Origin of the sequence: Aurantimonas sp. E1-2-R+4, from assembly GCF_036549515.1 — a bacterium.
In the GTDB taxonomy this organism is placed as follows: Bacteria; Pseudomonadota; Alphaproteobacteria; order Rhizobiales; family Rhizobiaceae; genus Aurantimonas; species Aurantimonas coralicida_A.
Map to the genome: position 1 here is coordinate 1 of NZ_JAZHLK010000034.1, position 13,323 is coordinate 13,323.

A 13,323-nucleotide genomic window follows, 5' to 3' on the forward strand; every position below is an offset into this window, starting at 1 on the left:
CGTGTGAAGGGGAACCGGTGCTGCCATGACAAACCTCCGTTTGTCACAGTGATTCAGAATTCTGTCAGCTTGGGAATCCCCGAAGAGTCGGCCTTCGCTCCCGTTGGTATAAGGCCTCGCTCTAGGTGGATGGTACGGAGAACGGTAATGATCCCCAAAAGATATTATATCTGAGGGTGATTATATTTCTACGCTTGGGCATAGGTAGCAAGCGAATTCAGGAAATTTTTCTCGATTTCGACAGAATTGGTCGCCGCAACGGCAGGCCACCGACTTTTGTGGCTTGAAGCCACTCGGATCGGATTTAATCGCGAATGCGGTAGTCGAGAGACCGAACACTCCGCGGAACACTAATCTTGCAGATAACGCGTGAGTCTTCGCCTGCCATTCCATCGAACGGACAGTCGCTCGGGCTGCCAGCAATGCCCACTCTCTCGCGATTTCTATCGTTTAGCTCCTTTTATCGCTAAACAGATGAATTGCGTTCTTCCCGCAAGTGGGAGTGGACGTCGAGCTCCGACGTATCGTCATTCTTGCGCGTAGCGCGGGAATCCACTCCATGCCGCTGGAACCGCCAATCCGTTGACGGACAGCATGGGGAAAAAGTCGCGGCATGGGTCCCGGCTCAAGGCCGGGATGACGCGGTTTGGATGCCGGCGCCCTCATCGTCGACGGTGTAAGAAGGGTCCGCGTGCGTCCGGGACAATCGCGCCGACGAAAAATATTTCTCCCCACCCCTCGCACTCTCCCGCACAATCACGTCACCGCCGGCCCATCCTGAGCCAGTCGAAGGAACGGGCGCGGACGATCACCGGGATCATTCGTTGGGCCAAAGGGGAGTGATCCCTGGCGGGCGGTGCCGGTTGCGGCCGCTTCCGGAGCGGCGGGAACCGGGCCTTGTGACGGCCGCGCCTGCCTTCCGTTCTGCGGGGAAGGCGGCCTGTCGCCGGCCTGGAGGTCGTGCTCCTCCCGGCGGCATCCCACAGCCCGTCCGGTCCTGGCCGAAAAGTCGGGCCGGCAGGCGAATGGTGCGGCGACGCACGGGAACCGAGAGCCCGTGCGTGTCCTTGGCACCCATCGCGCGGAACGCCGGAGGCGGACCGTTACACAAAATAGTTCGGAGGGTTCGCCTCCGGCGTTCCGCCGCTTGTAGAAAGCGGCATCAGGGGCCCCTCAGCGAGCCGCAAGGCGAAGCTTAAGGAGGGGACTGAGAATGCTGCCCCGTCAGTGAGCGGCTAAGCCGCAAAACTTAAGGACGGGACAGAGAACCCACTCCGGCCCGATCGGGTGCGGAGGCGTTGTCGCGTGCCCGGTGGATTTTGCGGAAAGCCCCCCGCGCGCCGGCGATGGTTGATCGATTGTTAAGTCGCTGATTCTAGGCTGGCTCCCGGTATGCGAGATGGCGCGACTCGTCTATCCTGACACTTGGATCGCGGAGGACGAACGGTCTTGGTCGAAAGGCGGACAGGCAAGGCTGGACGGGGGTTACGAGGCGTGCGAATCAGCGCCGCGGCGATCGCCTGTGCCGTTCTCCTGCCGTTTCCGTCCGGCGCGCAGCCGGATGCGGTTCGAACCGAAGCCAAACCCGTCGAATCCGCCATCGATTCGATGCAGGTCGCCTCGATCCAGACGGCCCGCTCGACTATCCTGGAAAAACAGCGCCGCCAGACCGCTGCCGATCTCGTGGCCGTTGCCAACACCATCGCGTTGTCGCGGGAGACGATCAGTTCGCTCGACGAAGAGATCGACGCGCTGGCGAAGGACCGGGACCGGATTCGCCAGGCGATGATCGATGCCGCCGCCGCCCAGAAGGCGGTCAGCGAGGAACTGGCAGCGACCGAGGGGCGGGTCGACGAACTGGCGAGTGAGGAGGGGCTGATCAAGGCCTCGCTCAACGAGCGCCGCGGCGTCCTCGCCGAAGTGCTCGGGGCGCTGCAGCGCATGGGCCGCAAGCCGCCGCCGGCGCTGCTGGTCAAGCCGCGCGACGCGCTGGGTTCGGTCCGCAGCGCTATTCTTCTCGGCGCCGTCGTTCCCGCCATTCGCGAGGAGACCGACCGGCTCGTCGCCGATCTGGAACGTCTGGGAACGGTTCGTCTCGCCATCGTCTCCGAAACGCAACGCTTTGCCGGTCAGGTCGCCCGGCACCGCGAGGAGGAAGCGCGCCTTGCCCGGCTGTTCGCCGAGAAGGAAAAGCTCGAAGCGACGAACCGCGAGCGGCGAACAAGCGAAGCCGCGCGGGCGGCCGACCTCGCCGGAAAGGCGACGGACCTGAAAGACCTGATCGCTTCGTTGCAGAACGAGGTCGACAGCGCCAAGGCCGCCGAGGACGCCGCGCGCCTTGCGGAGATGCGCCGCCAGGCCGACGAAAAGGCGCAGGCGGTAGAAATCCGGCGCTTGGCGGAGGCCCGGCGCATGGAAGCGGAGCGCCTGACGCGCGAGGCACGCGTCATCGCGCAGCGCGCGGCTGAGGCAACGCTGCTGGCCGAGGCCCGCGACGCCGAAGCGGCGCGGACGCGGGAGGCCGCGATCGAGGACGTTCCGGAGACGGTCGTCGCCACGGCCGAGCCACCGGCGGCCGAGACAGCCGCGCCAGATGATAGGGCGGTTGAGAGCGAACCGGCAGCCGAGGCGGCGGTCGAAATCGCCGCGTTGCAACCAGCCGACGCGCCGTCCGCCGACGCAACGCCCGAATACGATATTGCCTCACTTCGTCGTGAGGCGGCGCGGCTCGAACCGGCCGCCGCATTTTCGACAATGAAAGGCCGTTTGTCGAAGCCGGTGGCTGGCATGCAGCTGATCGGATTCGGCGGGAAAGACGATATTGGGCGGGAGACGACGGGAGCATCCTTCGCGGCGCGGCCAGGTGACGCCGTCACGGCGCCTGCGGACGGTCGGGTTTTGTATTCCGGGCCGTTCCGGTCCTATGGTCAGCTCTTGATCCTGGACGCCGGCGACGGCTATCATGTCGTGCTCGCCGGTATGGAGCGGATCGACGTCGAGACCGGCCAATTCGTTTCGGCGGGCGAGCCCGTCGCGGTCATGGGCGCAAGACGTGTTGCCAGCATCGCGGTGGCGGAATTCGGTGCGACCCGTCCCGCGCTTTATGTCGAATTCCGCAAGGACGGAAAACCGGTCGATCCGTCTGCCTGGTGGATGGACGAACCCTCTGGAAGGACGACGAATGATTCGTAAGCTCTCGATACTCTTCGCCGGGGCGCTGATGGGGGCGACGGCGATGACCGTCGTCAGTCAGAACGCCGGCACCGCCAACGCGGCGGGCTCCGATACCTATCGCCAGCTTGCGATCTTCGGCGACGTGTTCGAGCGCGTTCGCGCGCAATATGTCGACGAGCCCGACGACCAGAAGCTGATCGAAACCGCGATCAACGGCATGCTGACGTCGCTCGATCCGCATTCGAGCTACATGAACGCCAAGGAAGCGGCGGACATGCGGACCGAGACCCGCGGCCAGTTTGGCGGTCTCGGCATCGAGGTCACCATGGAGGACGAACTCGTCAAGGTGGTGTCGCCCTTCGAGGGCACGCCCGCCGACAAGGCCGGCGTCATGGCCGGCGATCTGATCGCCGAGATCGATGGCGAGCAGGTTCGCGGCCTGACCCTCGGCGAGGCCGTCGAGAAGATGAAGGGCGATATCGGCACCAGCGTCAGCCTGACGATCATCCGCGAGGGCGCGACCAAGCCGGTGCGGCTGACGGTGACGCGCGACGAGATCAAGGTGCCCTCGGTCCGTCATTCGGTCGAGGGAGATATCGGCTACATCAAGCTGTTGAAGTTCAACGAGCAGACCACGATCGGCCTCGAAGCGGCGGTCGCCGACATCAAGGAACAGGTCGGTGAGGACAAGCTCAAGGGCTACATCCTCGACCTTCGCCGCAATCCGGGCGGGCTTCTCGACGAGGCGGTGTCGGTGTCCGACGCCTTCCTCGACAATGGCGAGATCGTCTCCACCCGTGGTCGTAACTCCGACGAGACCCGGCGCTACAATGCCCGGACCGGCGACGAGATCGACGGCAAGCCGCTCGTCGTCCTCGTCAATGGCGGCTCGGCCTCGGCGTCCGAGATCGTTGCCGGCGCGTTGCAGGACCAGCGCCGCGCCACCGTCGTCGGCTCGCGCTCCTTCGGCAAGGGCTCGGTGCAGACGATCATCCCGCTCGGCGCCAACGGCGCGCTGCGCCTGACGACGGCGCTCTACTACACGCCGTCCGGCCGCTCCATTCAGGGCCGGGGCATCGATCCCGACATCGGCGTCGAGCAGCCGCTGCCGCAGGAAATCCGCGAGCAGATGGGCCTCGATCCGCAGGAGGATATCTCCCGTGGTGAATCCTCGCTGCGCGGTCACATCACCGGCAACGAGGAAGACGACCAGGGCTCCGGCTCGCTCGACTATGTGCCGCCGGAGAAGAAGGACGATCTGCAGATGCAGTACGCGATCGACCTCCTGAACGGCGTCAAGACCAACGCCATGTTCCCGCCGAAGCAGGAAGCGAACGCCGCCAACTGACGGTTTTGCGGCGAGCCCAACGCTCGCTATAGGCAACCAGGGCCCGGCCATCTTCGGATGACCGGGCCTTTTTCGTGAGTGATGGCAGCCTGCGGTGATCGGAACCCATTCGACCGCAGTCGCCTGTTCCTCGCTCGCGAGCCACGATCCAGCTTCGCCGGATAGACGGGAAGAATGCACGGCGAACTCTATGAGCCCCTGGGTCTCGATCTCGACGGCGGCAACGCCCGCCGTCGCCCGTCGGCGTCGACGCTGGGCGGTCTGACCTTGGCGGCGCTCGTCGTCGCCGGCTCGCTCACGACCGCACTCCTCGGCCAGCCGGAACGCCGGGTCACGGACTATTTCACTGAAGCATCGCAGCCGATCGCCGCCGAACAAATCGCTGCGACGACGGTCATCGCCGCACCGGCTCCGGTGGCGAAGAGGCCGCTGCCCATCGTCATCTCGGGCCCGGACGATCCGGCGCTGCATGAAGGCGGCGGGATCGGCTTCCGCATCGAGGATCCCGTCACCTATCGCCAACGCCCCTCGGACGCGCATCTGCCCGACCCGGATCTCATCGAGGAAAGTGCCTACGGCCCGCTGCCGACGCGCGGGGCGGATGGCAGGCGGCCGTTCGACGTCTATGCCGGATCCTCGAGCGGCACACCGGGCGCCCGCATCGCCATTGTCGTTGGTGGTCTCGGCATCAGCCAGACCGGGACGTTGAACGCCCTGAACGCCTTGCCGGGCTCGGTGACGCTCGGCTTCGCGCCGGCGGGCAACAGTCTCGACCGCTGGATGCAGGACGCGCGGCGGGGAGGGCACGAGCTTTTGCTGCAGGTGCCGCTCGAGCCGATCGGCTATCCGCAGATCGATCCCGGCAAGAATACCGTGACGGTCGCCGACGCGGCGGCCGGCCGCTTTGATGCGCTGTACGCCTCGCTTGGCCGGATCACCAACTATGTCGGCATCATGAACTACATGGGCGGCCGGTTCACCGGCGATCCCTCGGCGATGGAGCCGCTGATCGCCGAACTCGGTCGTCGTGGCCTGATGTATCTCGACGATTCCAGCTCGCTGCGGTCGCTCGCCAAGGACACGGCGACGCTTCAGAACGTCCCGGTCGCTGCCTCGAACGTGATGATCGACGAGACTCAGGACGCGGCCGACATCCGCCGTCAGTTGGATACGCTCGAGCGCATCGCCCGCGCCGAAGGCGCGGCGATCGGCGTCGCATCGGCCTTCGACGTCTCGGTCGCGGTCATTGCCGAATGGATTGCCGAGGCGAGCGGACGCGGCATCGAGATCGTGCCGGTCTCCGCGTTGGCCGAGGATACGGAGCGCCGCTGACCGCCGCGCTCCATCGATGCCCTTGCCCTCGTCGCCGAGCGCGCGATAACACCACCCGATGAAGGGGAGATCCGCGCCCCAGACACTCGGGACGGCACAGCATGAAACCGATCGCATTCGACAATCTTCCCTATCGCCCTTGCGTCGGCGTCATGGTGCTCAACCGCGACGGACTGGTCTGGTCCGGCCGCCGGATGATGGTGGACAAGGGCGAGATGACCGGGGCGACGCAGCTTTGGCAGATGCCGCAAGGCGGCATCGACAAGGGCGAGGACCCGCTGGAGGCGGCGCGCCGGGAACTCTACGAGGAAACCGGCATGCGCTCCGTCGCGCTGCTCGGCGAGGCGCCCGACTGGATCGACTACGACCTGCCACCCGAGCTCGTCGGCGTCGCCCTCAAGGGTCGCTATCGGGGCCAGACCCAGCGCTGGTTCGCCTTCCGCTTCGAAGGCGACGACAGCGAGATTGCCATCAATCCGCCGCCCGGCGGGCACAGTGCCGAATTCGACCAATGGGCGTGGAAGCCGATGGGCGAACTCTTGGACCTGATCGTGCCGTTCAAGCGCGGCGTCTATGAACGGGTGGTCGCGGCGTTTCGGCATTTGGAGAATGCACCGGCGGGCTGACCGAATCGCGTCTTCGAGGCTTTCGGCATCGGAGAGGCGAGGCGAGGCCACCGATGGTCGGTCCAGGCTGCACGCGCGCCCGGAAAAGCAAAAGGCCGGCGAAACACCGGCCTTTCAGAATCTTCGATAACAAGCGCGTGGGCGGGATTACATCCCGACGGCGACCCGCGCTTCGCGGAGCTGGTCGAGGGCATGCTCGGCCTTCGCCTTGGCCTCGGGCGTCTTGGCGTCGGCGACGTCTTCCTCGGCGTTCTTGATCTGCTGGTCGAGCTCGGCCGCGTCGAGATCCTCGACACGGGTGGCGCGCTCGGCCAGCAGCGTGAAGCTGTTCTGGTTGACGTCGGCGAAGCCACCGAGCACGAAGATTTTCTGCTCGGAGCCACCTTCCAGCGTTGCCACCACGACGCCGGGCTTCAGCGTCGTCATCAGTGGCGCGTGCTTGGCCATGACGGTGAAATAGCCTTCGGTGCCGGGCACGTTGACGGCCGTCACCGCTTCAGACAGCAGCAGGCGCTCGGGAGAGACGAGTTCGAACTGAAAACTATCGGACATGGTGCCCCTTTAAGGTCGGAATGGAAGGCGTGCTTTGATCTCACGGCGCGCCCTCTCGGTACAAGGTTGTTCCTTGAACTTGGACTCAGCCACCCCTTGGCCAGCACCATGCCACGCGGCGATCACAGCCATCTGCTGCTCGGTTTTCCCTTTGTCCCGCCAGTAGGCCATCAACGGGCTGAAACTCAAACGAGTCCAATCAAGACCGCAGGCGTTGGCGGTTCCGCTGACCACTCCCTGATCAAAGATCGCGTCCATCTGCATCTTCGTCAATCCGGCCTCCCGAGCCAGATCCTGCGTGGTGTCAGCTCGTGTGGTCGCCGGCAGAACCCAGTCGGAAATCAAGAGAAGAGCAACAACCGCTCCGACGAGGGGCCCTGGTGATCGAGTAAACAACGGTCAAGCCGCTTCGGCGGCCAGCTTCTGCGCCTTCTCGACCGCCATCTCGATCGAGCCGACCATGTAGAAGGCGGCTTCCGGCAAATGGTCGTACTCGCCATTGACCAGACCCTTGAACGACTTGATCGTGTCTTCGAGCGGGACCAGCTGGCCGGGCGCGCCGGTGAACACTTCGGCGACGAAGAAGGGTTGCGACAGGAAGCGCTCGATCTTGCGGGCGCGCGCCACCGTCACCTTGTCCTCTTCCGACAACTCGTCCATGCCGAGAATGGCGATGATGTCCTGCAGCGACTTGTATTTCTGCAGAACCTCCTGAACCTGCCGCGCCACGCCGTAATGCTCCTCGCCGATGATCATCGGGGACAGCATGCGCGAGTTTGAATCCAGCGGATCGACGGCCGGGTAGATGCCCTTTTCCGAGATCGCGCGGTTCAGAACGGTCGTCGCATCCAGATGGGCGAAGGAGGTCGCCGGGGCCGGATCGGTCAGATCGTCGGCAGGCACGTAGATGGCCTGCACCGAAGTGATCGAACCCTTGGTGGTCGTGGTGATGCGTTCCTGCATCTGGCCCATGTCGGTCGCCAGCGTCGGCTGATAGCCCACGGCAGAGGGAATGCGGCCGAGCAGCGCCGACACTTCCGAGCCGGCCTGGGTGAAGCGGAAGATGTTGTCGACGAAGAACAACACGTCCTGGCCCTGATCGCGAAAATGCTCGGCGATGGTCAGGCCGGTGAGCGCGACGCGGGCACGGGCTCCGGGAGGCTCGTTCATCTGGCCGTAGACGAGGGCGGCCTTGGAGCCTTCGGCCGAGCCGTTGTTCTGGTGCGGGTCCTTGTTGACGCCGGACTCGATCATCTCGTGATAGAGATCGTTGCCCTCGCGGGTCCGCTCGCCGACGCCGGCGAAGACGGAGTAGCCACCATGCGCCTTGGCGACGTTGTTGATCAGTTCCTGGATCAGAACGGTCTTGCCGACGCCGGCGCCGCCGAACAGGCCGATCTTGCCGCCGCGGGCGTAAGGCGCGAGAAGGTCGATGACCTTGATGCCGGTCACCAGGATCTGCGATTCCGGCGACTGTTCGATATAGGGCGGCGCGTCCTGGTGGATGCCGCGCTTCATCTCGTACTGGATCGGACCGACCTCGTCGATCGGCTCGCCGATGACGTTCATGATGCGGCCGAGCGTGCCGTCACCGACCGGAACCTCGATCGGGCCGCCGGTGTCTTTCACCGGCTGGCCGCGGACCAGACCTTCGGTCAGATCCATGGCGATGGTACGCACGGTGTTCTGTCCAAGGTGCTGGGCAACCTCGAGCACCAGGCGCATGCCGTTGTTGTCGCATTCCAGCGCGTTCAGGATCGCCGGCAAATCGCCGTCGAATTCGACGTCGACGACGGCGCCGATGACCTGGGCGACGCGGCCGGTCGCGCCGGAAATGTTTACGTTGTCAGCCATCGGAGGCCTCCTCTTAGATACTTTAGAGCGCCTCGGCGCCCGAAATGATTTCGACCAGTTCCGTCGTGATCTGCGCTTGCCGCTGCCGGTTGTAGGAAATCGACAGGCGGTCGATCATGTCGCCGGCATTGCGGGTCGCGTTGTCCATCGCCGACATGCGCGCGCCTTGTTCGGAGGCGGCATTTTCCAGCAGCGCATGCAACACCTGAACCTTGATGTTGCGTGGGATCAGATCCTCGAGAATCGCGCCGGGCTCCGGCTCGTACTCGTAGACGGTCGCTTCGCCGGCCAGATTGGCGTCATCCTCGGCGAGCGCGGCCGGGATCACCTGCTGCCTGGTCGGCGTCTGGGTCATGACGTTCTCGAACTCGGAAAAGAAAATCGAGCAAACGTCGAACTCGCCCTTCTCGAACAGGTCGATGATCGTCTGTCCGATCGCCTCGGCATGTTCGAAACCGACCTGTTTGGCCTCACGCAGATCGGTGCGCTCGACGACCTTCGACGACAGGTCGCGGCGCATCAGGTCCCAGCCCTTCTTGCCGACGACCACGAACTTCACCGTCTTGCCCTGGCCTTCCAGCTTGCGCTGGTGGATCCGGGCAAGCTTGACGATCGACGCGTTGAAGCCACCGCAAAGGCCGCGATCGGCTGTGAAGACGACCAGAAGATGGACGTCGTCCTTGCCGGTCCCGACCATCAGCGGCAGGCCGTCGCCCTCCATGGCGCCGGAAATGTTGGCGAGCACCGCGGCCATACGGTCGGCATAGGGGCGCGCGGCTTGCGCGGCCTCCTCGGCACGGCGCAGCTTCGCCGCCGCGACCATCTGCATGGCCTTGGTGATTTTCTGCGTAGATTTGACCGACGCAATGCGGTTTCGCAGATCCTTCAGAGATGCCATGGCTTGGCGCTGTCTCCCGCTAGCTCGGCCACGCCCGCTGAGGGGCGCGGCTTATGCGCGTTTTCGTGACTCAGGCGAAGCTCTTGGCGAATGAATCGATCGCCGACTTCAAGTTCTCGCGAATTTCGTCCGAAAGCGCCTTTTCCTGCGCGATCCGGTCGAGCAGATCCTTGTGATCGCTCCGCAGCGCGTTGAGCAGGCCCTGCTCGAAATCGCTGACCTGATTGACCCGAAGCTTGTCGAGATAGCCCTGGGTGCCGGCAAAGATCACCGCCACCTGCTCTTCGGTCTTCAGCGGCGAGAACTGCGGCTGCTTCAACAGCTCCGTCAGACGAGCGCCGCGATTGAGCAGGCGCTGGGTCGCGGCGTCGAGATCGGAGCCGAACTGCGCGAAAGCCGCCATTTCGCGGTACTGCGCGAGCTCGCCCTTAATCGAACCGGCGACCTGTTTCATCGCCTTGATCTGGGCGGCCGAGCCGACGCGGCTCACCGAGAGGCCGACGTTCACAGCGGGACGGATACCCTGGAAAAACAGGGTGGTCTCGAGGAAGATCTGGCCGTCGGTGATCGAGATCACGTTGGTAGGGATATAGGCCGACACGTCACCGGCCTGGGTCTCGATGACCGGCAGTGCTGTGAGCGAGCCGGCGCCGTGCGCTTCGCTCAGCTTGGCGGCGCGCTCCAAGAGCCGCGAATGCAGATAGAAGACGTCGCCCGGATAGGCTTCGCGTCCTGGCGGACGGCGCAGCAGCAGCGACATCTGGCGGTAGGAGACGGCCTGCTTGGACAGATCGTCATAGGCGATCACGGCGTGCATGCCGTTATCGCGGAAATATTCGCCCATGGCGCAGCCGGTGAACGGCGCGATGTACTGCATCGGGGCCGGGTCCGACGCGGTGGCGGCGACGACGATGGAATACTCCATGGCCCCGCGCTCTTCGAGCGTGCGCACGAACTGTGCGACTGTGGAGCGTTTCTGGCCGACAGCGACGTAGATGCAATAGAGCTTGTCGCTCTCGCGGTTCTCGTCATGCGCCGGCTTCTGGTTGAGGAAGGTATCGAGCAGGATCGCGGTCTTGCCGGTCTGGCGGTCGCCGATGACCAGCTCGCGCTGGCCGCGACCGATCGGGATCAGCGCGTCGATGGCCTTCAGGCCGGTCGACATCGGCTCATGCACCGACTTGCGCGGGATGATGCCCGGCGCCTTGACGTCGACGCGACGCTGCTCGGCACCCTCGATCGGGCCCTTGCCGTCGATCGGGTTGCCGAGACCGTCGACGACGCGTCCCAGCAGGCCCTTGCCCGTCGGCACCTCGACGATGTTGCCGGTGCGCTTGACGGTGTCGCCTTCCTTGATCGCCCGGTCGGAGCCGAAGATCACGACGCCGACATTGTCCTCTTCCAGATTCAGGGCCATGCCCTGAATTCCGCCGGGGAATTCGACCATCTCGCCGGCCTGGCAATTGTCGAGCCCGTAGACGCGCGCGATGCCGTCGCCGACCGAAAGAACCTGGCCGACTTCCGAGACTTCCGCCTCCGAGCCGAAGTTCTTGATCTGCTTCTTGAGGATTGCGGAAATTTCCGCGGCGCGGATGTCCATCAGCCGACCTCTTTCAGTGCAAGCTTAAGCGAATTGAGTTTGGTACGAAGCGAGGTGTCGATCTGGCGCGATCCGATCTTGACGATCAGCCCGCCGAGGATCGTGGAATCGACACTCTCGGTCATGGTTACGGTCTTGCCGGCGTAGGAGCCGAGAGCCTCGGCAAGTTCCTTGCGCTGGGCGGCCGACAGCTTGTGGGCACTGGTCACCGACGCCGCGATTTCGCCGCGATGCTCGGCCGCATACTGGCGAAAGCCGCGGATGATGCCCGGCAGGACGAAGAGGCGGCGATTCGACGCGACGACCCGCAGGAAGTTGCCGGTCAGTTCGCTCGGCTTCACCTCGCCAACGATGGCGTCGATCGCCTTCATCTGGTCGTCCGAGGAGAAGACCGGGCTTTCGACGAGCCGGCGGAAATCCGCATTGTCGTCGATCAGTTTTTGAAACGCCACGAGCTCGGATTCGACCGTCTCGATCGCGCCGTCATCGCGGGCGAGATCGAAGAGCGATTGGGCGTAGCGGTCTGCGACCCCCGAAACGGGAGAGGATGATTGTGCCACGGACGACCGTTTCTCTTTCGGGTTTCGTTCAAGGCATTCGTTGCGCCTCTGAAGCGAGAGCGCCCCAAATCCTTGAAGCCGTTAAATGATTGACGGAAGGCGCGCGACCGGGCCGCAAAAGCCCTTCCGAAGACTGGGTCCGTCTAGCATAGGGTTTTGCCGGCGACAACACGCTTTGGCGACAGCTTTTGTCAAAGCATCGTCCTATTTGCGCTGATTTGCCGCCGGTGCGGAGCGCTCGCCCGCGGCTAATTCGCCACCATGCCGAATACGGGAGCGAGAGCCGCGGCCGCCAGAGCAAGAGCCAGAAAAAACATCAGCCAATTATAGGCGGTCGACCCGCGGTCCGAGAGGATCGAGACCAGTCGGCCGAAACCGGTGAACAGCCAACCCGCACCCAGCGTCATCTGGACGAAGGGCTGATTGTAGAGGAGCAGCGTGACGATGCCGACGCCGAGCCAGAAGCCGGCGATGGTCGCCCGCGATTCGGACAGGGCTTCGGGATGGCGCGGGCTGGTTTCCAGCCTGAGAGCGCGAAGCGTGATTCGCGGTGCGAACAAGGCGACGAGGCCGAACAGGACGGTGACGCACGCGGCCGCGAACGGCAGCATGTCGGCGTTGGTTTGCGGCAGCGCGAAGTCCATCGAAGCTCCATCGGCGAGGGCAGGTGGCGGCAGTCGAGGGCGTGCCGCGCGGGAATCAGGACGGGCGCCTTATAGGCTGAGGTTCGGCGAGGCGAAAGACAGGCCGCAAAGCGGCAGGCCGCGCTTGCCGCCGCTCAATTCTCGCAGCTGCCGGTGATCGCCACCGATTCTTTCTTGTCGCCCCAAAAAAGGGTCATCGACCCGGAATAGCGGGTCGTGCCGTTCTCCTGGCGCGCGTCCGCCAGGACGATGTTGACGTTGATGCGCGGCTCGCCCGCCGAGCGCCAGACGGTGACCACCTGGCCGTCCTTGTTCGGCGCCGTCTTGCCCTTTTCGAGTTCGCGCACCAGGCCGTTCGCCATGACGTAGCCACGCTCCGGTCCGACCGTTGTCCCGCTGCCGCTTTGGGTCATGGTCAGGAAAACGAACGGCTCGAACGTGGTCTCCGTGCTCGGCTTGACGGACTTGTCGGGATCGACGAAGGCACAGCGCGTCGGGATGGGGGACCAGTCGAGGAGACCCAGTTCGAGGCCTGTGGGCGTGTCGGGGGAGGCGTTCGCAGTCGGTGCCTGACCCGGCGTCGTCGATGCGAAGGGGGAAGTCGGGAGCGAGGTTCCGCCCGCTTTGTCCTGAGCCATGGCCGAATAACTCGCGAGCACGCTCATGGCCGCCCCGGCCACGAGATATTTCAACAGCGCCTGCATCCGTCGTCTCCCCGTCCATCATACCCCTTTG

11 protein-coding genes and 1 pseudogene are annotated in these 13,323 nt (G+C 64.5%); 4 read left to right on the forward strand and 8 right to left on the reverse strand.

Translation table 11 applies throughout. The features are described from left to right. The first annotated feature begins 1,494 nt into the window (after positions 1-1,494). The 4 genes from VQ045_RS15140 (at position 1,495) to VQ045_RS15155 (ending at position 6,480) form a co-directional block, all read left to right on the forward strand. Complete coding sequence (locus VQ045_RS15140; RefSeq protein ID WP_331830684.1) at positions 1,495-3,192, forward strand: murein hydrolase activator EnvC family protein; 1,698 nt, start codon at positions 1,495-1,497, stop codon at positions 3,190-3,192. Further along, positions 3,182-4,522 (forward strand): S41 family peptidase, encoded by a 1,341-nt coding sequence (locus VQ045_RS15145; RefSeq protein ID WP_327649982.1) that lies wholly within the window; start codon positions 3,182-3,184, stop codon positions 4,520-4,522. Before VQ045_RS15140 ends, VQ045_RS15145 begins: the two co-directional genes overlap by 11 nt. A gap of 174 nt (positions 4,523-4,696) precedes the next feature. Continuing rightward, positions 4,697-5,854: a divergent polysaccharide deacetylase family protein gene (locus tag VQ045_RS15150; protein ID WP_331830685.1), complete on the forward strand. Its 1,158-nt coding sequence runs from the start codon at positions 4,697-4,699 to the stop codon at positions 5,852-5,854. A 101-nt stretch (positions 5,855-5,955) separates the two neighbouring features. Beyond that, a complete protein-coding gene (locus VQ045_RS15155; protein WP_331830686.1) occupies positions 5,956-6,480 on the forward strand; it encodes an RNA pyrophosphohydrolase in 525 nt (174 codons plus the stop codon). A 147-nt stretch (positions 6,481-6,627) separates the two neighbouring features. Here VQ045_RS15155 and VQ045_RS15160 read toward each other — a convergent pair whose 3' ends face one another. The 8 genes and pseudogenes from VQ045_RS15160 to VQ045_RS15195 form a co-directional block, all read right to left on the reverse strand. Further along, positions 6,628-7,032, reverse strand: coding sequence for a F0F1 ATP synthase subunit epsilon (locus VQ045_RS15160; protein WP_331830687.1), 405 nt, complete (start codon positions 7,030-7,032; stop codon positions 6,628-6,630). A 9-nt stretch (positions 7,033-7,041) separates the two neighbouring features. Beyond that, a complete protein-coding gene (locus VQ045_RS15165; RefSeq protein ID WP_327622961.1) occupies positions 7,042-7,305 on the reverse strand; it encodes a hypothetical protein in 264 nt (87 codons plus the stop codon). Positions 7,306-7,431: 126 nt separating this feature from the next. Next, a pseudogene (gene atpD / locus VQ045_RS15170) lies at positions 7,432-8,868 on the reverse strand (F0F1 ATP synthase subunit beta); the annotation flags it as partial. Between the two features lie 40 nt (positions 8,869-8,908). Beyond that, a complete protein-coding gene (locus VQ045_RS15175) occupies positions 8,909-9,784 on the reverse strand; it encodes a F0F1 ATP synthase subunit gamma (RefSeq protein WP_327649294.1) in 876 nt (291 codons plus the stop codon). Positions 9,785-9,854: 70 nt separating this feature from the next. Then, positions 9,855-11,384, reverse strand: coding sequence for a F0F1 ATP synthase subunit alpha (atpA, locus tag VQ045_RS15180; protein WP_327622959.1), 1,530 nt, complete (start codon positions 11,382-11,384; stop codon positions 9,855-9,857). After that, positions 11,384-11,944, reverse strand: coding sequence for a F0F1 ATP synthase subunit delta (locus VQ045_RS15185; RefSeq protein WP_327622958.1), 561 nt, complete (start codon positions 11,942-11,944; stop codon positions 11,384-11,386). Before VQ045_RS15185 ends, atpA begins: the two co-directional genes overlap by 1 nt. A gap of 248 nt (positions 11,945-12,192) precedes the next feature. Next, complete coding sequence (locus VQ045_RS15190) at positions 12,193-12,588, reverse strand: AGROH133_08824 family phage infection protein (RefSeq protein WP_327622957.1); 396 nt, start codon at positions 12,586-12,588, stop codon at positions 12,193-12,195. A 134-nt stretch (positions 12,589-12,722) separates the two neighbouring features. Next, a complete protein-coding gene (locus VQ045_RS15195; RefSeq protein ID WP_327622956.1) occupies positions 12,723-13,292 on the reverse strand; it encodes a hypothetical protein in 570 nt (189 codons plus the stop codon). Between the last annotated feature and the right edge of the window lie 31 nt (positions 13,293-13,323).